Annotated in this window: 25 protein-coding genes; 16 read left to right on the forward strand and 9 right to left on the reverse strand. The window is 56.2% G+C overall.

Annotated elements, in window-relative coordinates; genetic code table 11:
• Window positions 1-320: 320 nt before the first annotated feature.
• Complete coding sequence (locus GS636_RS00005) at window positions 321-602, reverse strand: Arm DNA-binding domain-containing protein (protein WP_171182755.1); 282 nt, start codon at window positions 600-602, stop codon at window positions 321-323.
• Between the two features lie 388 nt (window positions 603-990).
• Between GS636_RS00005 and GS636_RS00010 the strand changes: the two genes are divergently transcribed.
• The 4 genes from GS636_RS00010 to GS636_RS00025 all read left to right on the forward strand — a co-directional run bounded on the left by GS636_RS00010 (window position 991) and on the right by GS636_RS00025 (window position 6647).
• A complete protein-coding gene (locus GS636_RS00010) occupies window positions 991-2865 on the forward strand; it encodes a glycosyltransferase family 2 protein (protein WP_171668024.1) in 1875 nt (624 codons plus the stop codon).
• Window positions 2866-2973: 108 nt separating this feature from the next.
• The gene (locus tag GS636_RS00015) at window positions 2974-3645 is read left to right on the forward strand and encodes a class I SAM-dependent methyltransferase (protein WP_171089425.1); all 672 of its coding nucleotides are present in this window, start codon (window positions 2974-2976) and stop codon (window positions 3643-3645) included.
• Window positions 3646-3667: 22 nt separating this feature from the next.
• A complete protein-coding gene (locus tag GS636_RS00020) occupies window positions 3668-4720 on the forward strand; it encodes a glycosyltransferase family 2 protein (RefSeq protein ID WP_253762607.1) in 1053 nt (350 codons plus the stop codon).
• A 25-nt stretch (window positions 4721-4745) separates the two neighbouring features.
• Window positions 4746-6647 (forward strand): ATP-grasp fold amidoligase family protein, encoded by a 1902-nt coding sequence (locus GS636_RS00025; protein ID WP_171668025.1) that lies wholly within the window; start codon window positions 4746-4748, stop codon window positions 6645-6647.
• A 44-nt stretch (window positions 6648-6691) separates the two neighbouring features.
• On the opposite strand, the gene GS636_RS00030 is transcribed toward GS636_RS00025, so the two are convergent.
• Window positions 6692-6994, reverse strand: coding sequence for a DUF6476 family protein (locus GS636_RS00030; protein WP_171668026.1), 303 nt, complete (start codon window positions 6992-6994; stop codon window positions 6692-6694).
• Here GS636_RS00030 and GS636_RS00035 point away from each other — a divergent pair.
• Both GS636_RS00035 and rpoH read left to right on the forward strand, forming a co-directional pair.
• Window positions 6993-8030 carry an RluA family pseudouridine synthase gene (locus GS636_RS00035; protein ID WP_171668027.1) on the forward strand — a complete coding sequence of 346 codons (1038 nt, stop codon included), beginning with the start codon at window positions 6993-6995 and terminating at the stop codon, window positions 8028-8030. The two genes, GS636_RS00030 and GS636_RS00035, sit on opposite strands and share 2 nt — an antisense overlap.
• A gap of 142 nt (window positions 8031-8172) precedes the next feature.
• Window positions 8173-9069, forward strand: a complete 897-nt coding sequence (rpoH, locus tag GS636_RS00040; protein WP_171089435.1) for an RNA polymerase sigma factor RpoH — start codon at window positions 8173-8175, stop codon at window positions 9067-9069.
• Window positions 9070-9113: 44 nt separating this feature from the next.
• On the opposite strand, the gene GS636_RS00045 is transcribed toward rpoH, so the two are convergent.
• Entirely contained in the window at window positions 9114-10199 is a 1086-nt protein-coding gene (locus GS636_RS00045; RefSeq protein ID WP_171668028.1) for a fasciclin domain-containing protein, read from the reverse strand.
• A gap of 254 nt (window positions 10200-10453) precedes the next feature.
• On the opposite strand from GS636_RS00045, the gene GS636_RS00050 reads away from it, so the two are divergent.
• From GS636_RS00050 to GS636_RS00060, 3 genes are read left to right on the forward strand one after another with little or no spacing between them, the layout of a single operon-like run.
• Window positions 10454-11428: a Gfo/Idh/MocA family protein gene (locus tag GS636_RS00050; RefSeq protein ID WP_171668029.1), complete on the forward strand. Its 975-nt coding sequence runs from the start codon at window positions 10454-10456 to the stop codon at window positions 11426-11428.
• A 58-nt stretch (window positions 11429-11486) separates the two neighbouring features.
• Window positions 11487-11756: a DksA/TraR family C4-type zinc finger protein gene (locus GS636_RS00055; RefSeq protein WP_171089440.1), complete on the forward strand. Its 270-nt coding sequence runs from the start codon at window positions 11487-11489 to the stop codon at window positions 11754-11756.
• Window positions 11757-11769: 13 nt separating this feature from the next.
• Window positions 11770-12648, forward strand: coding sequence for a DMT family transporter (locus GS636_RS00060; RefSeq protein ID WP_171668030.1), 879 nt, complete (start codon window positions 11770-11772; stop codon window positions 12646-12648).
• Window positions 12649-12658: 10 nt separating this feature from the next.
• Here the strand turns inward: GS636_RS00060 and GS636_RS00065 are convergent, their stop codons facing one another.
• The 4 genes from GS636_RS00065 to GS636_RS00080 all read right to left on the reverse strand — a co-directional run bounded on the left by GS636_RS00065 (window position 12659) and on the right by GS636_RS00080 (window position 16309).
• Window positions 12659-13141 carry a GNAT family N-acetyltransferase gene (locus GS636_RS00065; protein ID WP_171668031.1) on the reverse strand — a complete coding sequence of 161 codons (483 nt, stop codon included), beginning with the start codon at window positions 13139-13141 and terminating at the stop codon, window positions 12659-12661.
• A complete protein-coding gene (locus GS636_RS00070) occupies window positions 13138-14958 on the reverse strand; it encodes a M3 family oligoendopeptidase (RefSeq protein ID WP_171668032.1) in 1821 nt (606 codons plus the stop codon). Before GS636_RS00070 ends, GS636_RS00065 begins: the two co-directional genes overlap by 4 nt.
• Window positions 14959-15068: 110 nt before the next feature.
• Complete coding sequence (locus GS636_RS00075; RefSeq protein ID WP_171668033.1) at window positions 15069-16019, reverse strand: alpha/beta fold hydrolase; 951 nt, start codon at window positions 16017-16019, stop codon at window positions 15069-15071.
• Window positions 16019-16309, reverse strand: a complete 291-nt coding sequence (locus tag GS636_RS00080; protein WP_171668034.1) for an SCP2 sterol-binding domain-containing protein — start codon at window positions 16307-16309, stop codon at window positions 16019-16021. Before GS636_RS00080 ends, GS636_RS00075 begins: the two co-directional genes overlap by 1 nt.
• A 30-nt stretch (window positions 16310-16339) precedes the next feature.
• Between GS636_RS00080 and GS636_RS00085 the strand changes: the two genes are divergently transcribed.
• The 6 genes from GS636_RS00085 to GS636_RS00110 all read left to right on the forward strand — a co-directional run bounded on the left by GS636_RS00085 (window position 16340) and on the right by GS636_RS00110 (window position 22229).
• Complete coding sequence (locus GS636_RS00085) at window positions 16340-16948, forward strand: tetratricopeptide repeat protein (RefSeq protein ID WP_171089451.1); 609 nt, start codon at window positions 16340-16342, stop codon at window positions 16946-16948.
• A gap of 18 nt (window positions 16949-16966) precedes the next feature.
• Entirely contained in the window at window positions 16967-19783 is a 2817-nt protein-coding gene (locus GS636_RS00090; RefSeq protein ID WP_216602800.1) for a DEAD/DEAH box helicase, read from the forward strand.
• A 6-nt stretch (window positions 19784-19789) separates the two neighbouring features.
• Complete coding sequence (locus GS636_RS00095; RefSeq protein ID WP_171668036.1) at window positions 19790-20155, forward strand: RNA-binding S4 domain-containing protein; 366 nt, start codon at window positions 19790-19792, stop codon at window positions 20153-20155.
• Window positions 20156-20221: 66 nt separating this feature from the next.
• Window positions 20222-20560 carry a ferredoxin FdxA gene (gene fdxA, locus GS636_RS00100; RefSeq protein WP_074735041.1) on the forward strand — a complete coding sequence of 113 codons (339 nt, stop codon included), beginning with the start codon at window positions 20222-20224 and terminating at the stop codon, window positions 20558-20560.
• Window positions 20561-20843: 283 nt separating this feature from the next.
• Window positions 20844-21353 carry a CarD family transcriptional regulator gene (locus GS636_RS00105; RefSeq protein ID WP_171089457.1) on the forward strand — a complete coding sequence of 170 codons (510 nt, stop codon included), beginning with the start codon at window positions 20844-20846 and terminating at the stop codon, window positions 21351-21353.
• A 114-nt stretch (window positions 21354-21467) separates the two neighbouring features.
• Complete coding sequence (locus GS636_RS00110) at window positions 21468-22229, forward strand: ion channel (RefSeq protein WP_171089459.1); 762 nt, start codon at window positions 21468-21470, stop codon at window positions 22227-22229.
• On the opposite strand, the gene cobS is transcribed toward GS636_RS00110, so the two are convergent.
• A complete protein-coding gene (cobS, locus tag GS636_RS00115) occupies window positions 22226-22990 on the reverse strand; it encodes an adenosylcobinamide-GDP ribazoletransferase (RefSeq protein WP_371808678.1) in 765 nt (254 codons plus the stop codon). The genes GS636_RS00110 and cobS overlap by 4 nt on opposite strands.
• A gap of 78 nt (window positions 22991-23068) precedes the next feature.
• On the opposite strand from cobS, the gene cobT reads away from it, so the two are divergent.
• The gene (gene cobT, locus GS636_RS00120) at window positions 23069-24079 is read left to right on the forward strand and encodes a nicotinate-nucleotide--dimethylbenzimidazole phosphoribosyltransferase (protein ID WP_171668037.1); all 1011 of its coding nucleotides are present in this window, start codon (window positions 23069-23071) and stop codon (window positions 24077-24079) included.
• A 30-nt stretch (window positions 24080-24109) separates the two neighbouring features.
• Here the strand turns inward: cobT and GS636_RS00125 are convergent, their stop codons facing one another.
• Window positions 24110-25990 (reverse strand): monovalent cation:proton antiporter-2 (CPA2) family protein, encoded by a 1881-nt coding sequence (locus GS636_RS00125; protein WP_171089464.1) that lies wholly within the window; start codon window positions 25988-25990, stop codon window positions 24110-24112.
• Window positions 25991-25992: the final 2 nt, after the last annotated feature.

Here is a 25992-nt window from a genome sequence, read left to right on the forward strand (position 1 = left end):
TCAGCAATCGCCCTCGCAGCACTCGTTATCTATTGGCTATGAGTCCTGACCCTAGGCTGCTGATGTAAAAAATAGATTAGAACGCCCTGAGTTTTTCATTTTGCTGGTTAAAATAGATCCGCGAGCTCGTTCATCAGACGTTCATCCTTTTTTGCTTTTGGCCTACTTTGTCCGTTCTCAGTGCCTACCCGGCGGCAACAACTCGGAGAAAGAGCCGTAAGCTTCTTCTCGAAATTTGATCTGATGCGAGATCCGGCGTATTCGCCTCTCTGAAGTTTCCTGAAGGTTTCTTTCGCGATCACGGTCAAGGCGTGATCGGTCTAAGCAGCTTCCCGGCGTATCCGTTCTTGTTCTTTGATGGGGTCTTTGCCTTTGCGGGCTATGGGTCGCCATTTCTCGGCTTCCTCGCGCGCTTCCTTCAAAGATACGGCTGACAGAGCGCCCAAACCCATCTCTCTGCGACGCCCGTGGACATGGACCCGAAGGAACCACTTGCCGTCATCACCATCTTTTTTGTGTAACCAGAGGCCCCCGCCGTCCGAGTATTTGCCGGGTGGGGCATTCTTTACCTGCAATGATGATAGCTTGTTGAGTGCTGGCATTGGTCCACCCTCTGGTCCACCTTATAGTGTGAGACGCAGTGAACCGCTCTGACGCGAATGGAAAGCACAATTTTATGTTTTGCAGTGGTTTAGTAGAATTCTTGAGGCAACCTGAAGCGGTCAGAATTATGCGTGTTCAAGTCTTCAATGCATCTCGACCGCACCAAATCATACCTTAATCCTGTGGCACGCTCATTTTCGCAAGCTGCCAGGCACGTGCGCTTCGGACACGGTTGTGACGTCTGAAAGGGCAACAAGCTGCTGCCCACTTGCATTGCCAATCCACGGCCCGTAACACAGCCCTGTTCAGGGATGCGAGCTATGCCCTTGCTGGGATGCGCTTATCCTGCATCTCTGAATGCCGGGGCCATGATTGCGGGATGCGTTGATGAGATTAGTCATTTCCACGATGAAAGATGAAGGCCCTTTCATTCTCGAGTGGATTGCCTACTACCAATCGATCGGTTTCACACATTTCATCGTCAACTCGAACGACTGCTCGGATGGTACGGATGCGATCCTCAAACGGTGTGAAGAGCTTGGTTTCCTAGCGCATATCGACAATCCGGGGCCGTGGAAACACGGGCCGCAAGCTTCGGCGTATGCCAACGCAATGAAACATCCCTGGTCTTCCGAAGCCGAGTGGATTCTGGTGTGCGATGTCGATGAGTTCTTTGATATCCGTGTCGGCGAAGGCACGCTGGACGACCTTTTCCGAACGTTGCCGCACGCGGATGGTTTTGCGGCGCTATGGCAGATGTTTGGGCACAACGGGATTGTCGAGTTCGAAGACAAGTTCGTTATTGAGCAGTTCACGCGCGCCGGCGAGATGGGCATGGTCATGCCGCAGAATTTGCGCGCGTTCAAATCTCTGATCCGCAACAATGGATCTTATCGTTTGGTCAACACGCATCGACCGCGTGGTCCGATCAAGGGTAAAGTTGAAAACTTCGCTTGGGTCGATGGTGACGGCGATCCGCTGCCACCTGCAATGCGTCGGCGTGGCTGGGCGTTTACGACGACTGGTGCGGCCTTTGGAACTTCGTTGTTTCGTATGAACCACTATGCCGTCAGGTCCATCGAAAGCTATCTGATGAAGCGGCTTCGCGGGGATGTGAACACAACGGCGTTTCATCCAAAGATGGAGGCGACCGGGCAGGCCTATTGGCACATGCATTGCTTCAATGATGTCGAGGAACGGTCAGTCCTGTCCAAGCTGGACCGTATGCGTCACGCACATGAACGCCTGTGTCAGGACGAAATCTTGCGAAACCTCCACGAACAGGCTGTTGAGTTTCATAAGTCCCGGATTGCCACGGTTCGCCAAACCGACGCCGCAAAGAGCTTTATTCGGAGGTATCAGAATTTCCGCAGCGGCCAGAACCTGAAAGCCTTGGATTTGGGGGTCCTGGAAGAAGCCAACACTTCGTTCGATGTGGAAGTGTACAAAGACCCCGAGGTCAGTTTTGCGCAGGTCGCGAAATGGAACCGGATCGGGCAAATGGCGATAATCTCGAACAATAAGACGCTGAATTACCCGTGGTTTGTTCGGCTTGATGCCCTGGACACGCCTATGGATTGTGAGCAGGCTAAGGCGGAACACGCCAAGATCACTGACCCGAAACAGGTCGATCTGCCGTTTGATCCCAGAGATCCCAGTTTTTTGCCGCAAACACCTAAGGAAGTTGAAAGAACGGCAAAGCAACGCAAGAAATTCCTGAAGTCGATCAGCGGAAAGAAATCCTGGGTCCTGATCGGGCAGGTTGAACCAGAAATCGTCCAGGAAATACTGGATTTGGGGACTGTTGCGCAATTGACCGTAATTGCGCCTTGGGGCTTGTCCTGGAACGGGTTTGCCTGCCCGGACACGACCCAAGATGAGGGCGCGCAGGCGCTTGACCGGGCGTTCTATGCGTTTCTCGAGTATTTCCGCGAGCCCATTCTGTCGGGAAAGTTGCGCGTGTATAGGGCGATGCCTGCCTTGATGTTGAAACTGTTCAAAGATCAAAGCATTGGCGTCGTCGTCATTCGTGGCGTTCGCGCTGAACGCGTGATGCTGCAATTGCTGAGACGGATCGACAGGGTGCTCGCGCCGGGTGGCAGCATCGCCTTCACGTCTTACAGGCGCGGCAAGGGGTCGTATTCGGGGATGTCTGCTGCGATCAACCGGTTCCTGGCGGGCAATGCCGGGTCCTATAGAATAACCAGCTTAGAGCCACCGTGGCTTGGGATCGACAAATTGCCCCCGCTCGATAAAGAATAACCCAAGCTTCTGGCTCTTGCGCTGTTGTCGTGGTAGCGATCTAGAAAAGAACAAAGTGGGGTGGTCGCATCGTTTTGATGCCTGCTTCGAACACAGAACGAGGTTGAGATGGCAAACGAACCCCAGATCATTGGTGCTGCGCCTGGGCGTAAGGAAAAGCCGCAGGCCGACAAGGCAACCAAGCGCAAGAACACCAAGGATGCAATCCGCCGCACGTTTCTGTCGCGCCTTCCAAAAGGAGGTGTCGCAGTTGAAATCGGTGTCTGGCAAGGAGAGTTCTCGCCGACCATTCTCAAACTGATTGAGCCCAGTCAGCTGTTTCTTATCGATCCTTGGAAACACATCGGGGAAGAGTCGCACACAACCGCATTTGTTGGCCGGACCGAAGACGAAAAGATGGAGGCCATCTTCCAGAAAGTGGTCAAGTCGTTCGAAAAAGAGATTGAAGAGGGCAAGGTCGGTATCATCCGGGATTTCTCGGTGCCTGCGCTTGAACTGTTTGATGACGAAAGCATCTCATTTGCCTATGTCGATGGCGACCACTCTTATGAAGGCGTGACTGCCGATCTGGCGGCACTGTTTCCCAAGATCAAACCTGGCGGGATCATGGCCTTTGATGACTACCACCGTCGGGGCTGGTGGGGTGATGGCGTCATCCGGGCGGTGAACGAGTTTCTTGGTAAGTATCCACGCGCGTTGCGCATCCGGGCAATTGCCGGTGCTCAGATCGCCATAGAAAAGATTGTTCCGCAGGATGACAGCAAAGGGCAGGCCAGTTAAGCGACGGGATTGAGTGGCAGCGATGGTTAAGCCTGAAAAAATCCTCATCACCGCGATGAAGAACGAGGGGCCCTATATTCTGGAATGGGTCGCCCATCACAAGGTTTTGGGGTTCGACCGGATCATTGTCTACACCAACGATTGTACGGACGGCACAAACCAAATACTTCGCCGTTTGCAGGACTTGGGCCATGTCGAGTTTCACAAAAACCGCGTTGGAACAGGTGGGATTCACCGGTCCGCTCTCAGACAGGCGCGCCGTCTGCCGGTCGTGAAAGAGGCCAAGTGGATTTACGTGGGCGACGCGGACGAGTTCCTGAACATTCACGTCGGCAATAACAAGCTGGACGACCTGATCGAAGCGACACCGGGGGTCGATGTCATCTCGATCCCGTGGAAGATTTTTTCGAACAACGGTCGGCACGTGATGCGTGATACGCCTGTGACGCAGCAATTCTTTGACGGTGAGTTGGACTATGAACAGGGTGGGGCAGGGCGCCGTTTTGTGAAATCCATGTTCCGGCAAGGTGAAGTTTATTTACGCTATGGGCTTCACAACCCTCATCCCCGGGCCGAGTATCAGGCGGCGGTATTCCGTTCCGTGCCCGGAGGGCATGCCAAAGAACCCGCGCCTTTTGGCAATCACGTCTCGCCACCCTTTGGCTTTGAAATCGCGCAAATAAATCACTATGCGGTTCGGTCTACTCAAGCTTACCTGGCTAAACGAAGCCGGGGCAGGGCGAACCACTCATCTCAGACGCTTGGTACGGACTATTGGGATCGCTGGAACCGCGGCGGCGCAACGGATGAAACTATCCTGCGATACAAGGATGAGGTTGACGCGGTGTTAGAGGAGTTTCGAGCGGATGACCGGCTTAAACGGTTGCACAGAAAGTCTTTCCGCTGGCACAAGGCGCTGATCAACGATCTTCTGAAACAGCCAGATTACAACGAACTGTACCAGAAACTGCTGGCAAAACCGGCGGTGGAGTTTGTCAAAAAAGACCGCATTGTGCGGGAGCGGCTTTCGGCAGAGCCCACCCCTGCATCCGGTGAACAGACGCCAGAAACCTAACAGATCACCCCTCGGAGAAAAAACTATGGCTGCGGATCGCTCTCTTCCGACGATTGGGATGCTCTGGATGGAAGGCCGTCTGAGTTTTCTGGAACAGATGTGCATGCTGTCCTTTGTCGAACAGGGCCACAGGCTGGTTTTGTTTCACTATGGGCAGGTCGAAAACGTACCGTCTGGCGTTGAATTGGTATCGGCCAACGAAGTGCATGAGCCGAAACAGTTCATCATGAACAACCAGTTCAAAACGCCGGTTCCGCAATCTGACATCTTCAGATTGCAGTTGATGAAAAAAACAGATTTCCTGTGGTGCGATACGGATGTGGTGGCGCTGTCTCCGATCCCTAAGGCCGATCACATCTTTGGCTACTTCAACAGGGACACGATCTGTAATGCCGTGATGCGGCTGCCCTCGGACAGTCCGGCACTGGGCTCGTATATTGAGTACAGCAATGATCCTTACCCGATCCGTCCCTGGGTCGAAGGTGATGAACGGGCAGAGCTTGAGCGGATGAAGCGCGCCGGCGAGTTGCCGCATGCTTCGGATCAGGAGCACAGCGTTTACGGACCGGGTGTCATGACATGGTATCTGCGCCAACATGACGAATTGAAACATGCCAGTCCAATCCCGGTGTTTTATCCGTTGCCGTTCCGTCAGGCCGGGCAAGCCAACGATATTCACGTCCGAGAGTTCAGAAAGACATACATCAAGGACGACACTCTTGCAGTGCACCTGTGGGGGCGCCGGATGCGGTGGTGGATCGCAAATGGCATCAAAAGGCATTCTTTCCTGGACAGACGCTTGCGAAACCTGGGCATCCGAGCAAGCGATGCGCCTCTGCCGCGCCATGGCAGAAAGGGGCCCAAACCGATCGAGTTTCCGGCCGACCTGCCCGTGTTACGGCCAACAACAGAAGACATCCGAAAAGCCACAGGCGGTGCAATGTCTACGGCCCTGCTGTCAGACAGAGAAGACTATTTGAAAGTCGCGCAGGCAGAGCTGGACAGGATCCAGTCTGACAATCTCTATGGTGTGAACGATCCGCCACGTCCGGGCCGTTTGCGTGGTTGGGATCATTACGGCAGCGAGGCTGCGCGTCTGAATGCGCTTGCCATGTCGCTGTTCAACTATGCCGAAAGCCACCGCCGTCTACCTGATCTCTGCGCGCCGAAAACCTTTTCCGAAAAGCTGTTGGTGATGAAGCTGTTTGGTGCAGTTCCCGACGCGTTTGTTGCAGAACAAGACAAAACAGTGGAGCAGGTGCCGGACGGTCTGACTGTGCCGAGGCGTGTATGGCATTCACACATACCGACCCTGCCTGAAGCGCTTTCTGACGAGCCCGGTGAATACAGCCTGAAAGGCTCGGCCAGCGTTGCGCACAGGATTGGCGTGTCGCTTCCGCTGGATGACGCTGAGCGCGACGCGGCAAACAATCAGATGGCCGCGTGGCACAAAACCAAAACGCCGGAAGGGTTCTGGACCGGGGACTGGTGGCGCGTTACCCGGCAGCCCAACTATTGTCTTGAGGAAGATCTGACAGCCGGTGAACACACAGTCACCGATTGGAAGTTCTGGGTGATCGCTGGCTGTGTTCATTTGGTGCAGGTCGACCGTGACCGGGGGCGCGGACGCATTCAGATGCTGCACGACCGAGACTATACATTCCGACCAGATGAGTTGTTTTTCCCAACCAGTTCGGACACAGAGCCGCGGCCCGCGCAATTCGACGAGATGGTCGGGATCGCAGAAGCTCTGGCGCAAGACGTCGAATTTGCCAGAGTAGATTTGAGCTTGGTGGGGGAAAGGATCTGCCTGCGCGAGGTTACTCTGTCTCCGCTTGTCGGAAAACTGAAAATACGGTCAGACGCGCTGGATCAGCGATTGGGCGCGGCGTGGGTTGGTACGTCGTTGTTCCCGAACGAAAATTAAGCTGCATGCCAAATCTGGTATGGGGGCAAGGCGTTCGCCCTTGCTTACTCGACCACTATTTCCTGACGCAGCTTTCCGGTCGTTTTGTCAAAGATCAGAACACGGTTGTCATCCGTGACAACCGCGTACCAGTTAGAGCCGATGGTCAGCGCCTGGGCCTTCGCACCGTCCGGCAACTCGATCTGATCCGGAAGGGCGGGGGTGCGGTCCGATAGGCGGATGACAATCAGGGCGAATGTCACTAGAACCCCGCCAATCATCACCGCGGTCAACAACATGACCATCCGCCTCAGCAATCGCAGCTGCGGTGTTTCCTGCGGTTCTTGGGGTTCGGAAGGGACAGTCATGGGCACCCGCCAGATTGAGTTTCAGATCGCGGCTGATCCGCCGTCACGCCTTGATAAGGCGCTTTCAAGAGATGTGCCAGATGGTGAAAACCTGTCGCGCACCCGGCTCGCGCGTCTGATCGAAGAGGGTGCGGTTCAGGTCAATGGGCGCGAGGTACGTGACCCTAAGGCAAAAGTTGCGGAAGGAGCACATGTTACCATTGTCGTGGCCGAGGCCGAAGACAGCCATATCGGCCCCGAAGACATCCCGCTTGAGGTCGTCTTTGAAGATGCGGATGTGATTGTTGTGAACAAACCCGCAGGCATGGTCGTGCATCCCGCGCCGGGTTCGCCCAGCGGTACACTGGTAAACGCGTTGCTGCACCATTGCGGGGATGATCTGTCAGGTGTTGGTGGGGTCAAGCGCCCGGGCATCGTGCATCGCATCGACAAGGAAACCAGTGGCCTTTTGGTGGTGGCAAAATCGGACGCTGCACACCACGGCCTGGCCGAGCAATTCGCAGCCCATAGTGTCGAACGGTATTACCGCGCCGTGTGCTACGGGGTGCCGGACGCAAACGATCCACGTTTGCGCGGTGTCAAAGGGGTCAGTTTCGAACCCGGCAACATCATGCGCGTGACCACGCAGCTTGCGCGGCACAAGACCGACCGACAAAGACAGGCTGTTCTCTTCCATGGGGGTCGCCACGCAGTAACGCGTGCACGGGTCGTTGAGAGTTTTGGTACACCCGCAGGGCTGGCTCTGATCGAATGCTGGCTGGAAACCGGACGCACCCATCAAATCCGGGTCCATATGGCCCATGCAGGGCATGGGCTGGTCGGAGACCCGGTTTACGGCGGCAAGCGCAAGCTGTCTGCCAAGGCCTTTTCGGTTTCGGCTGCTGAATCTGTCCGCGATTTCCCGCGTCAGGCCCTTCATGCAGCGGTTTTGGGGTTCGAACACCCGGTGACCGGCGAAAACCTGCGGTTCGAGGCTGACCTGCCGCAAGATATGAAATCCCTGATTGCAGGCCTGCGCACACCAGTGTCACAATAAGCAAAGTCCCGTGAGAAAGAGTTTCTTATCTTCCCTTAACAGAAGTTTAATTTCAGACTGATAGCAGCACCTCTTGAATAGGCAGGGTTCCTTACCCATATCCTATGTTAAAGACTTAAACATTTGTCGGAGGGACATCATAATGGCAAACTACGCAAATCTCCCCGCACCGACGCCCGAGGGCGGCCTGAATCGCTATATGCAGGAAATCCGCAAGTTTCCTCTGCTGGAGCCGGAAGAAGAATACATGCTGGCCAAGCGCTGGGTCGAAGAGCAGGATACTGAAGCCGCACATAAGATGGTGACATCTCACCTGCGTCTGGCGGCCAAAATCGCTATGGGTTATCGCGGCTACGGACTGCCGCAGGCCGAAGTGATCTCCGAGGCGAATGTCGGCCTGATGCAGGCGGTGAAACGGTTTGACCCTGAAAAAGGCTTCCGTCTGGCAACCTACGCCATGTGGTGGATCCGCGCCTCGATCCAGGAATATATCCTGCGGTCGTGGTCATTGGTGAAGCTGGGTACAACCTCGGCTCAGAAAAAACTGTTCTTCAACCTGCGCAAGGCCAAGGCCCGTATCGGCGCGTTGGAGGAAGGCGACCTGCGTCCTGAAAACGTCAAACAGATCGCCAATGATCTGGGCGTGACCGAAGAAGAAGTCATCAGCATGAACCGCCGTATGTCCGGTGGGGATGCCTCGCTGAACGCGACCGTGGGGTCCGAAGGCGAGGGCACGATGCAATGGCAGGATTGGCTGGAAGATGAAGATGCCGATCAGGCGGGCGACTATGAAGCGCGCGACGAACTGGAAGCACGCCGCGAGTTGCTAACTGCTGCTCTGGATGTGCTGAACGATCGGGAAAAGGACATCCTGACGCAGCGCCGGTTGATGGATCAGCCGGTGACTCTGGAAGAGCTGAGCACGCAGTATAACGTCAGCCGCGAACGTATTCGCCAGATCGAAGTGCGCGCGTTTGAGAAACTGCAAAAGAAGATGCGGGACCTTGCCCGCGAAAAAGGCATGCTGGCAACCAGCTGACACTAACACCAGCCCGCAATCTCTGCGGGCTGGTTTGTTTGGCTTCACACGAAAACAAAATCGTCTTCAGATAGCTGCCCTGGACGAACACCGGCCAAAACGATGCTATCGCCGTCGTCCAATTCAATTTCTGTGCGGAAGAACCCGCCAGAGATGTCGTCTTCAATATCTTCATAGCTGGTAATCCCGTCATAGCCGGACAGATCAATCTTGTCTTGGCCAGCGCGAAAATCGAGGAATAAGTCGTCCCCATCCCCGTTTTCCATGACAAACGTATCCTTGCCGCGCCCGCCGATCAGGATGTCATCGCCAGTACCGCCATCGATCAGGTCGGCGCCACGACCTCCGTAGATTTTATCGTGGCCATCGTCGCCGCGCAGAATATCCTTGCCACGTCCGCCAAAAATGATGTCATTCCCATCACCGCCAAGGGCCACGTCATTGCCTTTACCCGCTTTGATAACATCGCGACCACCACCGCCATGGATGAAATCCTGTCCCTTGCCGGTAAAAAAGAACTCGTCAGTGTCATCACCCAGAATGAAATCGGTATTTTTCTGGCCCAGTATGCTTGATACCGATACCGGGAGCAGCACACCGTCCAGCACGTGAATGATCCCATTGGACGCATCCACGTCAAATGCAACCAGGTTTGGATCGGTGATGGCTACGTCTGCATCCACCAAGCTTGGTGGTGACGTTTCCAGATTCAGTTCGAGAGATGATCCCAGAAGGGTGTTAATCTCAGCACCGTTACCCAGCGCAACCACGGCGTCCTTGGTGAATTCACCGTCAACCACATGGTATTCAAGGATGCTTTTCAGTAGTGGCAAAGGGTCTCCGCCACCAAGAAGCGTCAGCGCTTTGACGATGTAATTCAGCGCTTCCGCCTCGTCATCGCCTGTGAAGCCAAGGGTTTGGGCCAAATTTATAAATGCAGAGTCTTTTGGCGCGAAGACCGTCAAATCCACTTCAGGACTATCCAGTGTTCCGACCAGCCCTGCTGCAATCGCCGCCTCACGCAAGATGTCAAAGTCATCCGGGTTGTCGTCAAAGGTCCCCGGTGCGCCGCTGTTCAGGACAATCCCGGTTATGGTTTGCTGATCCTTGGTTGTCGTCTCCATATCCATCGTTTTTGGTCACTCCCACCCAATTTGTTGCGTCTAATCAGAACAAGCAGCAGACCCGATTGCGCCATGCACCTGTCGATGGTTTAGCTACGGGGGAGACACTGAAACGGATCAAGAAAATTGAATGAGTGGCGGCGGACCAGTTTGTATGTTACGGGAAAGGCTGATTTAATTTCGAAAAATAGTTCTAGGTTCAAGTCACCGGTGCGTGAAGTAGGCAGTCGGTGTGGTTCTAACTCCTGAGGAAAGAAGCGATGCAACAGCCTGTTCAGTTTGGCGTTTTAGGGGCCGCGAAATTCGCGCGCGAGCATATGGCTCCGGCAATACATGCAGCAAATGGTGCTCGTTTGGCTGCATTGGCAACATCTGACACAGCAAAGGCAAATCCATTTCTGTCCTTTTGCCCGGACCTCAGCGTATTGAACAGCTACGAGGCTTTGCTGTCAGATCCCGGCATCGACGCGGTCTATATCCCCTTGCCGAACCACATGCATGTCGAGTGGAGTCTAAGGGCAATGGACGCCGGTAAACATTTACTGTGCGAAAAACCAATGACCATGAAGGCCGCTGAGTTTGACCAACTGATCGCCAAGCGCGACCAGACAGGGGTGCTTGCGGCCGAAGCCTATATGATTGTGCATCACCCCCAGTGGCAGCTGGCACGTGATCTGATCGCCGATGGTGCCATCGGGAATTTGGTGCATGTGACCGGCGCGTTCAGTTTTGACAATCGGGCGGACACGGGGAACATCCGCAACCGGGCCGAAACGGGCGGCGGCGGATTGCGGGACATTGGTGTCTACGTCATCGGCGGCGCGCGCTTTGCCACTGGGGCAGAGCCTGTGGCGGTTCAATCTGCAATCCGCTGGCAGAACGACATAGACACCTTTACCGAAATCCGCGCCCAATTCCCTGGCTTTACCTATTCGGCCTACGTGTCCATCCGAATGCACCCTCATCAGGAAATGGTGTTTCATGGCGAGGGTGGTCTGATTCGTCTGACAACGCCTTTCAACGCGCGTGTGTTTGGCGAGGCACGGGTAGAGCTGCACCGCCCAGGTCTTGAAGTTCAAGTCAACAGGTTCCCAGCGGCAAACCATTACAAATTGCAGGTAGAAGCGTTCTGCCGGTCGATCCGGGACGGTGCGGATTATCCCTGCCCACTAGAGTTTTCGCGCGGCACGCAAGAGGTGATTGATCGTGTATTTGAAGACGCGGTGTCGCTGTAACTTGCTCAGCGCCTAGGGGCTCGGCTATCCTGTTGTTCCATGTTTCAGGAGGAAACCCATGGCAGGTGGCTGGGCACGCGATGGAGCGGTAAGCGAACAAATCGAAGCTTCGATTTCGGACGAACTGGCGCGGATGCAAGCTCAGAAGCGCCCCGTCGGCGAAAGCCTGACCCATTGTGCGGAGTGTGAAGAGCCGATTCCGGAAAAGCGACGCGCTGCGCTGCCGGGCGTTAAGCTGTGTCTGGATTGCCAGCAAGACCGCGATGGCGTGACTAAAGTTCGGGGCGGAATGAACCGCCGGGGCTCTAAAGACAGCCAGCTGAAGTAAGTGCGGCTCAGTGATGCTCGGAACCAAACTGATGCAAAACGGTCTGGTCCTGGGGTTTCTGGCGGCGTTCCTTTGGGGCACGCACAGTGTCATCGTGCGCTATCTCACAAGTGATCTGGGCGGATTACAGATTGCTGTCACACGCCTGTTTATCGCCGCTCTGGCGATTTATTGCATGTTGCGGGTGATGCGGGTTTCTGTGTCGATTCAACTGGGCGATTGGAATTTCCGTCTGGCGGTACTGGCGACTGTGGTCAACTACATCCTGTTCCATATCGGCCTCGAGCACACAGGCGCGGCAAATGCGATGGTGCTCGAAAATACCGCGCCGTTCTTTGTTCTGGTATTCCTTTATTTCTTTGCAGATACGAAGGTGACGCGCATAGACGTTTTGGCGACGGCACTTGCAATTTTTGGCGTTTTTTTAACAGTTTACCGGGATTTTCAGGGGGGAGGCGAACCGTTGTTCGGTGATCTTCTGGAAATCGGTGCGGGCCTCAGCTGGGCTGTGTTTCTAATTTCCAGCAGCCGTGCAATGCGCAGTTCGAAATCAACAGGAGAGAGACTGAATTTCCTGTTCGGCATTTTCCTTTGTTCAGGCGTATTGCTGATACCAATGGCCGCCTTTTCATTGCAAATACCAACGGCCAACGACGTTTTGTTTTTGATCTTGTTGGGCGTCCTGCCAACCGCGTTGGCCTACTATCTTTGGTACGAGGCCGCCGCGCGGGTTTCGACTTTGACTGCGACTTTGCTATTTGCAGCTTCGGTCGTGTTTACTTTTGTCAATTCGGCCTTGTTTTTGGGCGCAACAATCACGCCGCTTGCCATCGTGGGGGCGACGCTGATCGTAGGGGCTATCTTTCTGACATCAATGAAGGAAGCGGAATAGGTGTTCGTCGCTACACTGCCGTTGCTGATAAGGGCAGGGACATTATGTATTGGGGCCCGGCCTCGCCATGAGGCCAGATATCTCCGGTCTCTTCGAAACCAGCGCGGCGATACACAGCGACGGCAACGGGATTTTCGAGGTTTACGGTCAAAAACAGAGCATTCGCCTTTGGGTACAACGCAGGCAGGTATGTCCTCAACAGGCTCATGGCGGCGGTTCCATGCCCTTGGCCCTGAAGGCTATGGTCGAGGATAACAGCCCTTAAGCCAAGATCGGTTTGAGAGGCAAATGGATAGTCTTGCCAGTAAAAGCGATCGATTTTGAACAGGCCCACAGGGCGTTGGCTCAGCATTATTTGATGGAGATCGAACCGTTCGGCAGGCTCGGCCAAAGCTTCTTCTACAGTACCCGCGAATTTTAGCTGATCGGGCCGCAGCTTGATATCTGCGACCCGGTCTGCCTCATTGCGGTTCAAAGGTTGGAGTGCAATCACCCCTCCATCGCTTCCAGCTCATCAATAAAGCCCGAGATCATCGACAGACCTTTGTCCCAGAATTTCGGATCGCTTGCGTCAAGGCCGAACGGGGCCAGAAGCTCTTTGTGATGTTTGGAGCCTCCGGCGCGCAACATTTCGAAATACTTATCTTCGAACCCGTCCGCGCCGCTTTCGTAAACAGAATACAGCGCGTTCACGAGGCCATCGCCGAAGGCATAGGCGTAAACGTAGAAGGGCGAATGCACAAAGTGGGGGATATAGGCCCAGAAGGTCTCGTACCCGTCCATGAATTCAAATGCGGGCCCAAGGCTTTCGGCCTGAACGCTCATCCACAGGGCGCTTATGTCGTCCGGGGTCAATTCGCCCTCGCGACGCGCAGCATGCAGCTTGCATTCGAAGTCGTAGAAGGCGATCTGGCGGACCACTGTGTTGATCATGTCCTCGACCTTACCGGCCAGCAGGACCTTGCGTTGCTCTTGGGTTTCGGCCTGTTCCAACATCTTGCGGAAGGTCAGCATTTCGCCAAAGACAGACGCTGTTTCAGCAAGTGTCAGCGGGGTTGATGACAGCATCTCACCCTGATCGGCGGCCAGCACCTGATGCACGCCATGGCCCAGCTCATGCGCCAGGGTCATTACGTCACGTGGTTTGCCCAGATAATTGAGCATCACATAGGGGTGGACGTCAGTGACTGTCGGGTGGGCAAAAGCACCCGGCGCTTTGCCGGGTTTCACCGCTGCATCAATCCAGCCCTTCGAGAAGAAGGGCGATGCGATCTCTCCCATGCGTGGATCGAAGGCATTGTAAGCGTCCATGACGGTCTTTTCCGCCTCGTCCCAATTGACAACACGCGAGTCTTCCATAGGCAGTGGCGCGTTGCGGTCCCAGACCTGCATCACGTCAAGACCCAGCCATTTACGCTTCAGCTCATAATACCGGTGGCTCAGCTTGGGGTAAGCGGCCACAACCGCCTCGCGCAGCGCTTCGACCACTTCGGGTTCTACATCGTTCGACAGGTGACGCCCGGTCTGAGCGCTGGGCATGTTGCGCCAACGGTCGACGATTTCCTTTTCCTTGGCTTGGGTGTTGTGGACACGGGCAAAGGTCTTGATATTGTCCTGAAACACCGATGCCAGTTCCCGCGCAGCTGCTTCACGCTTGGCGCGGTCCTGCTCGGTCAACAGGTTCAGGGTGCCTTCGATATTCAGCTCTTCGCCATTAACGTCAAAGGTCAGCCCGGCTATGGTTTCATCAAACAGACGTTCCCACGCATCGCCGACAACGCCCAAGTCGTGCAGGAACTTTTCCAGCTCATCGGATAGCTGATAGGGCTTCATCGCACGGATGCGGCGGAAAACGGGTTCATAACGGGCCAGATCGGCATTGGCGTCGAAATGCGCCTTGAGCACGTCATCGTCGATACGGTTGAGTTCCAGCGTGAAAAACACAAGCGGCGTGGTGAAGATCGTGATTTTTTCCTGCATGTCCGACAGGAACTTGGCGCGCTCGGCATCCGTGGTCAGTTGATAATAGCGCAGACCGGCAAAGGACATGATGCGGCCGGCAATGGAGTTGATCTTTTCGTTGCGCAACACACAGGCCAGCAAGCCGTCTGCGTCCAGATCGGCCAGTTTGCCTTCGTAGTCTGCGGCAAAGGCGGCGCATTCACCTTCCAGCCAGCCCAGGTCGCGCTCAAGCTCGGGTGCGTCTTCCGAGGTGTAGAGATCGCTCAGATCCCATTCCGGAAGGTTACCAAGGTTGTCGGCACCGCCCATTGCGTTTGCGTCTCGGACAGGAAAGGGAAGGTCGCGCATGGATCACCTTTTGTAGATAGCTTTTGCAAACATCTAGGGCTGGTGCGCGCGGATCACAAGCGGCCAGTCCAACAAGAGGCCAGACGGAAGCAGGGTTTTCGGATCGCAGTTTAACTGGTTCGATTGGACAGAAAATGCTCGGCCAACTGATCCAGAACCGGCCCACGTACATCAGGGGCCTCCATCAGCACTTCGTGTTCGCCGTCCGGGATTTCTACGAGTGTACCGTTTGGCCAGTTTTTCATGCGCGCGCGTATGGCCTTGCGGTCGACGATCTGTTCGTGGCTGCCAAGGAAGGTCAGCCCAGGTGTGTCAGGTGCGGGCTGCTCCATCAGCCAGGCACATTCGTCCAGCGACTCGCGCAACCAAAGGTTCGAGGGTGCCCCAAGCGCCAGTTCAGGATGGGCTTTCAGTTGATCCTGCATCATCCGAAACATTGCCGGATCGCGGGTCAGCATATTGCCCTCGAAGGGTTGCGACAGAACATAGCTTTCCAGCGTTGTGGTTGGTGGCGTTTTTTCGCCAAGACCAAGCGCTGTGCCCCAATAGGCCGTTACGCGGCTGAGGGGTTTCATAACCGGGGTAAAGAAAATGCCCCACATCGGACCGGTGAAGGCGCAGGCGGCAAAGCACTTCTGCTCAATCACGGCGCGCAACCCAATGGCACCCCCCATCGAATGTCCGATCACGTACCAGGGCTTTGGCAGGTCAAGCGTTCGGGCAAGGTCAAGCGTGGCCTGAACGTCGCGCTGATAGTCTGTAAACTGATCGACATGTCCGACACGAGGGTCGTCCAGCAAGCGATCTGCCAGTCCCTGACCACGCCAATCAACGGCAAGCATGGCAAAACCGCGTTGGATGAACTCGGCAGCGGTGCTTCCGTATTTTTCGATGTATTCGGTTCGACCGGGAAACATCAGCACCGTGCCCTGCGCTTCGCCTTCAGGCAGCCAATGGCCAACGCGGATTCGAATCTGGTCCGAGGTCATCACCCAATGGGCATTCCCACCGGCGGGACCGCCGGCCACGTCTTCAAAGAAAGGGGCCGGCGTCAATTCCATCAGGCCAACACCGACGCAAGCTTCATCGCAACGCCCATGTCGCCGTCAATGGTCAGTTTGCCGGACATGAACGCACCGGTAGGGTTCAGTTCACCGCTGAGGATTTGTTCGAACGTGTCGGCGTCGGCGCTCATGGTGACATCAGCCTCATCGTCGCTGACACGGGCACCGTCAGAATCCAGAACGATTGCGCCCAGATCGGCGATTGCAAACTTGGCCGAAGCATCAAACGCGCCGCCTTCCAGTTTTTCATTCAGCGCGGCTGCTGCCTTTTCAAGAATCTCGCTCATGCTTTTCCTCATTTTGTTAGTGCGCCGTGAATGGACATCCCCGGTCGCAACGCTACACTGACTATTGTTATGAGCATTGCAATCCACAATCTCAAAGGTACCGTTGCGGCACTTGCCGTTCTAGTCACGTTTTCCACCAGTTGCTTCGCGCAGCAGGCGGATTTGCGCGATGAAGACGCGCTGTTGCAGCAACTTGCCCAATCGACACCCGAACAAGCAATGGCCCTGGACAGGCAGCTGCAAGCCTTGTGGGCGCAATCCGGCTCGGCCTCTGCGGATCTACTGCTGGAGCGCGGTCGAGAAGCGCTTGAAGACGGGGACATAGATGCCGCTCTGGACCACTTGACAGCATTGACAGATCACGCGCCCGAGTTCGCCGAAGGCTGGCATGTACGCGCTTCGGCGTTTTTTGGGATCGAACGGTTTGGCATGGCAGCCGCCGATCTTGAACATGTACTGACCCTCAACCCCAACCACTACGAAGCGATTTACGGGCTGGGTTTGATCTTTGAAATCGTAGGAGAGCCTGAGAAAGCGTATGATGCTTATTCGCGGGCCTTGGCTATACATCCCCACCACGAAGAAGTAACCAATGCGGTGAATCGACTGAAGCCTCAGGTTGAAGGCGCAGCGCTGTAAGGTCCGGGGCAGGGGGCAATGGTGAGCGGGTCATCCCGAGTAGTGGCCGTATTGGGCCCGACAAACACAGGCAAAACCCATTACGCAATCGAACGGATGCTGGGGTACCGCACCGGCGTGATTGGTCTGCCGCTGCGGCTGTTGGCACGCGAGGTCTATGACAAGATCGTTGCCATTCGCGGCCCGTCTGTTGTGGCGCTGGTCACAGGTGAAGAGCGCATCGTGCCGCCGCGCACGCAATATTGGGTCTGCACAGTCGAAGCCATGCCTGAAGGCATGGGAGCAGATTTTGTAGCAATCGACGAAATCCAGCTTTGTGCCGATCCCGAACGTGGTCATGTTTTTACCGACCGTCTGCTGCGGTCCCGTGGCACGAACGAGACGCTTTTTCTGGGTTCGGATACCATGCGCGGCCCCATCGCGGCGCTGGTTCCCGAAGTGCAGTTCGTCCGACGTGAACGGATGTCGCAGCTTGTCTATACTGGGTCCAAGAAGATCAGCCGGATGCCCGCGCGCAGCGCCATCGTCGGATTTTCGGTCGACAATGTTTATGCCATCGCGGAATTGTTGCGCCGTCAAAAAGGGGGGGCGGCGGTTGTCATGGGCGCGCTCAGCCCGCGAACGCGCAACGCTCAGGTTGACCTCTATCAGAATGGCGAGGTCGACTACCTGGTTGCCACCGACGCCATCGGGATGGGGCTGAACCTGGATGTGAACCACGTCGCGTTTTCATCCCTCACCAAATTTGACGGCCGCCGGATGCGCCCGTTGGCCCCGAACGAACTGGCGCAGATTGCGGGCCGGGCTGGTCGTGGGATGTCTGATGGCACCTTTGGCGTGACGGGCGAGGCTCCGCCACTGGATGAAGGGGTGGCGCAGGCCATCATGGACAGCCGCTTTACGCCGATGAAAAAGCTGAACTGGCGGAATGCCGCCTTGCGGTTTGGCTCCATCGACGCGCTGATCACTTCGCTTGAGGCCAACCCAAATGACGAGCATCTGATCAAAGCACGCCCTGCGGACGACCTGAATGCGCTGAAATCCCTATCACAAGTGACCGAGGTCGTTGCCCGCGCCAGCGACCCGCAATCGATCCGTTTATTGTGGGACGTGTGCCGAATCCCCGATTTTCGTGGCATCAGCCATGCAGAACACGCCAGCTTGCTCGAGGTGATCTATGGTCACCTGCACGAGCGCGGATCGATCCCGGATGATTTTATGGCGCGGCAGATTCGTCGTATCGACCAGACCCAGGGTGACATAGATGCTCTGTCCAAAAGGTTGGCATATATTCGCACTTGGACATATGTTGCGCAACGAAACGGCTGGGTGCGTGACGAATCGCATTGGCGTGACGAAACGCGCACTGTAGAAGACAGACTGTCAGACGCCTTACATGAGCGTTTGACTCAGAGATTTGTGGACCGGCGTACATCTGTTTTGCTGCGCCGGCTCAAACAGAAGGAGGCCCTTTTGGCCGAAGTAAATGACAAGGGTGAAGTGACCGTCGAAGGCGAATTCGTCGGTCGTCTGGAAGGGTTCCGGTTTACACCGGACAAAAGCGCGCAAGGGACCGAGGCGAAAGCTTTGAAATCGGCTTCTTTGCAAGCACTCGCGCCGCAATTCCATCTGCGCGCCGATCGCTTCTACAATGCGCCCGATACCGAAATTGATTTCACGGATCAGGGTGGCCTGATGTGGGGCGAATATGCCGTCGGCAAACTGGTTGCCGGGGCGGAACCTCTCAAGCCAATGGTCGAAGTTTTTGTGGACGAGGCCGCAGGGCCGGATGTCGAACAGAAAGTGCAGCGCCGGTTGCAGCATTTCATCGACCGTAAGGTGGCGGCTCTGTTTGAACCGCTCTTGAACCTGTCGCGCGATGAAGAACTGACCGGTCTGGCAAAAGGGTTCGCGTTCCGCATGGTCGAAGCACTGGGCGTTCTGCCGCGTGCGCAGGTCGCGCAAGAGGTCAAGGATCTGGATCAGGATGCCCGAGGCGCGCTGCGCAAGCATGGCATCCGCTTTGGCCAGTTCACGATCTTCATGCCTCTGCTGCTGAAACCCGCACCCACGCGCTTGCGTCTGGTGCTGTGGGCGTTGTCCAGCGGTTTGCAGGAATTCCCCGAAGCGCCACCTCCGGGTCTGGTCACTCTGCCCGTCGCCAAGGATGCGCCGCAGGGCTATGACACCATGTGCGGTTACCGTGATGCGGGCGAGCGTTCGATCCGGATCGATATGCTGGAACGTCTGGCCGATATGCTGCGCGCCGAAGACAGCCGGGGCGGGTTCGAAGCCAAGCCGGACATGCTGTCGATCACCGGCATGACGTTGGAACAATTCGCAGACCTGATGCAGGGCCTGGGCTACAAGGCCGAGCGTGGCGAGCGTGAAAAGGTGAAAGCGGTCGCCGCTGAGCAACCTGCGGCGGAAGCGGCGGAACAGCCTGCCGCCGAAGATTCTGCGGCACCTGAGGCTACGTCGGAAGAGGCCGCCGCACCCGCCGAGGCGTCAGCCGAGGCCACGACAAGCACCGAGGCGGCAGCCGAGGCACCAGCACCTGACGCCGCACCGGATGAGCCTGAGGCCGAGGTTTTTTATACCTTCACCTGGGGCCGTCAACGCCAGCAAAACCGTGGCCCGCGCCGCGAGCAGGGGCAGGGCAAAGGCAAACCGCGTGGTAAACCGCAGGACGGTCGTGGCAAGCCGCATGGTAAGAAGGGCGGCAAACCACAGGGCGCGAAATCGTTCTCGGCACGGCCTCCGAAGAAGGAAAAAGCCATTGATCCCGATAACCCGTTCGCTGCGGCGCTGATGGGTTTGAAGGACGGCAACTGATCCGTCATGGATCAGGCCAAACTGCGGATCGACAAATGGTTGTGGCAGGCGCGGTTCTTCAAGACCCGCAGCCTGGCCGCCAAACAGGTCTGCAGCGGCCATGTCAGATTGAACGGAATCCGGGTGTTGAAACCGGCACAGGCTGTAGGTCCGGGTGACGTTCTGACCTTTCCGCAAGGGCGAATAGTGCGTGTTGTGCGTATCGAAAAACTCGGGGACCGCCGTGGTCCGGCCCCCGAGGCGCAAACGCTGTATTTCGATATGACCGAAAAGCAGGACGTACCGCCTAAGAATCCGGGTTTTGAGGGAAAAGGTCGTCCAACCAAGAAGGATCGGCGCGCTCTTGATCTTTCTCGCACAGAAGATCGCTGATCCCATCTTGAAGAGCGGGCCAGACTGAATTAGCTAGTCGAACAAACCGCAAACGGGAATCCGCTCATGACCTATGTTGTCACCGAAAACTGTATCGCCTGCAAATACACCGACTGTGTCGAAGTGTGCCCGGTGGACTGTTTCTATGAAGGTGAGAATACATTGGTTATTCACCCGGATGAATGCATCGATTGTGGCGTTTGTGAACCTGAATGCCCGGCAGACGCAATCCGCCCGGATACTGAGCCGGGAATGGAGCAATGGGTCGAGTTCAATCGCAAGTTCTCGGAACAGTGGCCGGTGATTGTGACTAAGAAAGATCCGCTTCCCGACGCTGAAGAGCGCGACGGTGAAGAGGGCAAAATGGAGAAGTATTTCTCTGAAGCGCCCGGCGAAGGCGGCTAAGCGATTCGCGGCTGCAGCCTGACGTCTAGCACGAAGTTCACGAAGTAACCTGTTGAAGGTGCGTGTAATTCGAAAAATTCCCGTAGGGTAAACTTTCGGGTGTCACATTTTTGTGGTATACTCCTGACCTGTATGATGACCGAGATTGGGATGCACTCCGAAAGTATGCTCACTTTGGAGTTCTGAATTTGTGACAGAAACGCCGCCTGACGGGGCTGAGACAGTCCCCGCATGTGGTGCTTTTGTTGTCTGTGTCCCGGTCCGCAAGCAAGGAAAAAACTGAATGACAAAGTCGAAAAAGCTTGAGTTCCGCCCCAACGACTATGTTGTCTACCCCGCCCATGGCGTGGGTCAGATCATCTCGATCGAGGAGCAGGAAGTTGCGGGCTTTTCGCTCGAACTGTTTGTCATCTCATTTGAGAAAGACAAAATGACATTGCGCGTGCCGACCAACAAAGCAACCGAATCCGGCTTGCGGTCGCTAAGCTCGCCCGATGTTATCAGTCAGGCGATGAAGACACTGAAGGGCAAGGCTAAGGTCAAACGCGCCATGTGGTCCCGCCGTGCCCAGGAATATGAACAGAAAATCAACTCGGGCGATCTGATCTCGATTGCTGAAGTTGTCCGCGATTTGCATCGCACCGACGATCAGCGCGAGCAGAGCTATTCCGAGCGTCAGCTTTACGAAGCCGCGCTAGAGCGTCTGACCCGAGAGGTCGCAGCCGTGTCCGGTGCTGGCGAAGTTTCGGCCGCGAAGCAGGTGGACGAAGTCCTGACCTCGCGCGCAGCTTGATCGCATCAAGTTACTGCCTGAGGCCGCTCCAAACGGGGCGGCCTTTTTCGTGGCTTGGTGATTTGTGCAACTGCCGTTAATTTCACTTTAGATGCAGTACGATACAGGGCGGATATGAAGCAAACGGTGAAATACCTGTATATCGGGCATGACCCGATTTCGGTCTGGTTTCGCTACGGCCTGATCCTGTTCGACATTGTGTCGATCATCTTCTTCGTCGCCACTGCTCATTTTCCTCACGGGCCGGGCGTCACTGTCGCAAGCCTGCTGATTGGCTTTCTGATTTTGCTGGATTTCTCAGCGCGGCTTTGGATCGCCAAGGACCGTTGGAAGTTGTTGCGCCAGATTTACACTCTGGCGGATATCGTTGTTATCGTATCCCTGGTGCTTGATCCGTTCCTGACTGGCAATCTTGCGTTTTTACGGATCTTGCGCGCCTTGCGGTTGATCCATTCCTACCACTTGCTGCGGGACTTACGACGCGACAGCAATTTCTTCCGCACCCATGAAGACGCGGTGATCGCCGCCATAAACCTGATGGTTTTTGTCTTTGCAACTTCGACCGCCGTTCTGGTGTTCTTTATTCCCGCAGATTCGCAAACGCCCTATATTGACGCGCTCTACTTCACCATGGCGACCCTGACGACCACCGGGTTTGGCGATATCACCCTGCCCACGCCAGGTGGTAAGCTGTTTTCGGTCTTCATCATGGTGGTTGGCGTGGCTCTCTTTGTGCGACTGGCGCAGGCTATCTTCATGCCTCAGAAAGTCCGTCACAAATGCCCAAGCTGCGGTTTGTTCCGGCATGATCCTGATGCCGTGCATTGCAAACACTGCGGTGCCACGTTGCGGATCGAAACCGGAGGCGCGTCTTAAATCAAAGCGACACAGGTCAGCAGAAAGGTAATTTCGGAGACCAATTGAGTGGCCCCCAGAATGTCACCGGTCTGACCACCAATTTTTGCCTTGGCGATAAGGGCGATGACTGCTGTGCTGCCAGCCGCAAAAACCACGGCAATAACAGCGCCTGCGCCCAGAAAGAGAAGGGCGAGCGCTGCGGCCAACCCCAGTGCTGCTATGACGGATGGCACCTGGGGCGTGCCGACCGAACGGCTCAGGCCAGACTTGCGCGCTAGTGGTAATCCGGTCATCACCACAGGCATCAACGCCCGAGATACGATGCAGGCGGATAGGATCGCCCCCACCGCTCCGGCGGTCAGCAAAGCAGAGATGGCCGAGATCCGAACCAGTTGAGACAGGATCAGGGCAAGTACGCCGTAAGTCCCGATATGGCTGTCCTTCATGATCTCCAAGCGCCGTTCGCGGGTAAATCCACCCCAGAGGCCATCGAACATGTCGGCAAGGCCGTCCTCGTGCATAGCGCCGGTTGTGGCGATCAGTGCGGCCATGAGCAGACCGGCAGACGCCATGACAGGCAGCCCCAATGCAAGCGCGCTCCACCCCACAAGGCAGGCAAGCCCTCCGACGATCAGACCCACAAAGGGAAAAGCCCAGACCGACTGAGCTTGCCGTGAGAAAACCGGATCAGGCAAACGCGGCACGGGCAGGCGGGTGAGAAGCACCAGCGCCAGCGGAATATCCATCAGAGAAAAGAGTTTCGTGTCGTTTTTATGCACGCCCGTGCCTTTCGGGGTCTTGTTGGATTCAGTGCTTCGGTTAAACACACAGGACCACTCTGATGCAATGAGGCTTTCATGCTGCCTGAACTGAATGATTTGAATGCGTTCCGCGCTGCACTGTCGGCGGCTCCGGGCCCGGATGCCGCTGCGGTGCAAGGCGCGAGCGAGCGTAACGGACAACTGACCAAACCCCCCGGTGCACTTGGCCGGCTTGAGGACTTGGCGATCTGGTATGCGGGATGGCGCGGGGATGCGCGTCCGCAGATCTCAGCCCCTCAGGTCATCGTCTTTGCCGGAAACCACGGTGTCACCGCGCAGGGCGTATCGGCCTTCCCGCCGGAAGTCACCGTGCAGATGGTTATGAACTTTGAACATGGCGGTGCGGCGATCAATCAGTTGGCCAAGGCGGCGGGCGCAACAATGAATGTGCACGGGTTGGATCTGGACAAGCCGACAGCGGATTTCACGCAGGCTCCGGCCATGAGTGAAGATGAATTGCTGAGCGCCTTGCGCACCGGCTGGCAGGCCGTTGATCCGCAGGCCGATCTGCTGGTTGTGGGTGAGATGGGTATCGGCAACACAACCCCGGCTGCGGCCATCGCCTGCGCGCTGTTTGGCGGGGATGCAGAGGATTGGACCGGTCGCGGGACCGGCGTGGATGACGCGGGTCTTGCCAACAAAACCCGCGTTGTGGCTGAGGGTGTGGCGAAACATTCCTCAGAGGACGGCCTTGAGGTTCTGCGCTGCCTGGGAGGGCGCGAGATCGCCGCGATGGCCGGGGCGATTGCCGCCGCGCGCGTGCTGCGCATTCCGGTTATTCTGGACGGTTTCATTTGTTCTGCCGCCGCAGCTTGCCTTTGGAAACTGTCAGACAGCGCGCTGGATCATGCGATTGCAGGGCACCAAAGCGCGGAAGCGGCGCATGGGGCCGTATTGTCAAAGCTTGGCAAGGACCCGTTGCTGAGCCTTGGTCTGCGTCTGGGCGAAGGCTCTGGCGGGGCGCTGGCGATCAACATTCTCAAAAGCGCAGTGGCGTGCCATTCTGGTATGGCAACATTCGCCGAAGCGGGCGTATCTGACGGCTAAGGTTTTGCCTGACCCAGGGTTTGATCTGGGTCAGGCAGATTTCTTTGCGTGTTCTTCCGCCAATTCAAGCAATGCGGTTTCCAGATCCTTTTCCAGCTTCTGAGCGCGCTCGATGTATTTCTTGTTCTCGGCTGTTGGCATTCCGGGAACCCAGAGCTCGGCCAGATCACGGACTGACGTCCGGTCGTGGTGATAAAAGGTCTGTTCGGCCTGCGCGGCCTCGTATTCACTCAGTCCAATGTTCTCCAGAACATAACGCCCTGCGCGAAGCGAGCTGTCGAACAGTTCGCGGACAATGTCGTTGGCCCCCGCCTGATACAGCTCGTACACGTGGGTCCGGTCGCGGGCTCGGGCGATAATGTGCAGGTCGGGGCGCTGCCGTCTGGCATACCCAACCAGCCGCGTCACCTGCTTGTGGTCGTCCATTGCCGCCACAAGAACCGACGCTTTTTCCAACCCTGCAGCGCGTAGCAATTCGGGGCGCGTTGGGTCGCCCAAAAAGCCTTTAACCCCAAACCTACGCATCAATTGAACGGTTTCAATGTCGTGGTCCAGAACCACTGTTTTGAAGCCGCTGGCGCGTACCAGCCGGTTCACGATCTGACCAAACCGTCCGATGCCAGCAATGATCACAGGGCCTTTTTCGTCAATCTCGTCGGGTTCGGGATCTTTGGCGGTGTCGCCTATTTTCCGAGACAGAAGATCATAGATGATGAACAGAAGGGGGGTGATCAGCATGGTCAGGGCAATGATCATCAGCAGTTTCTGTGACAGATCAGGTGGGATAACGTTCTGCTGCGTGGAAAAGGCCAGCAGCACAAATCCAAATTCACCGGCCTGCGCCAACCCAAGCGTGAATAGCCAATGGTCGCGCCCGCGTAGTTTAAAGGCTTTGCCGACCAGAAACAGGATGATCCCTTTTGCAAGGATCACAAGCAGTGCCAAGCCGATCAGGTCCAGCGGGTCATCGAAGAAATAGGCAACGTCGATCCCGGCCCCAACCGTGATAAAGAACAGCCCAAGAAACAGCCCTTTGAACGGTTCAAGGTCGCTTTCCATTTCATGGCGAAATTCTGAACTGGCCAGCACGACGCCCGCCAGAAACGCGCCCAATGCGGGCGACAGTCCAACAAGCGTCATCAGGAAAGAAATACCGACCACAATCATAAGCGCCAAAGCGGTATACATCTCGCGCAGGCGCGTCGCGTGGATAAACCGAAAGAGAGGGCGGGTAAGATAGACGCCCGCCAGAATAACAAAAGCAATTGCGCCAAGCGTGACCAGAGTGACGGCCCAACCCGGCAAACCTTCGACCAGCGAAAGGCTGTGATGGCCCGCTGCGTGCAGATCACCAGCCCCCCGATCAATCGATCCATCTGCTTCGATATGAGGCATCGCGGGTAAAGCCAGCAGCGGCAATAGCGCCAGGATCGGAATAACTGCAATGTCTTGTGTCAGAAGTACCGAAAACGTGGCTCGCCCACCATTTGTCTGCATAAGACCCTTTTCTGACAGGGTCTGCAGGACGATTGCAGTCGATGACAGCGACAGGGTCAATCCGACCGCCAACGCGACAGACCATGGGTGGTTTGCGTACATGGCCACTGCAGCAATCGCGGCAGTAGACAGCACAACCTGAAGGCCGCCTAGACCCAATAACCGATCGCGCATGTCCCAAAGGGCACGAGGTTCAAGCTCCAGCCCGATCAGGAACAGCATCATCACAACACCGAATTCGGCGACATGTTGAAGGTTTTCCGTTTCGGCCCCAACCAGCCCCAGCACTGGCCCGATGATGATCCCGGCGGCCAAATAGCCCAGTACCGACCCCAGCCCCAGCCTTGCGGACAGAGGCACCGCGATCACAGCCGCAGCCAGATAGATCGAAGCCTGATATAGAAAATCGTCCATTT

The sequence above is a fragment of the Ruegeria sp. HKCCD4884 genome, assembly GCF_013110855.1.
Lineage (GTDB): Bacteria > Pseudomonadota > Alphaproteobacteria > Rhodobacterales > Rhodobacteraceae > Ruegeria.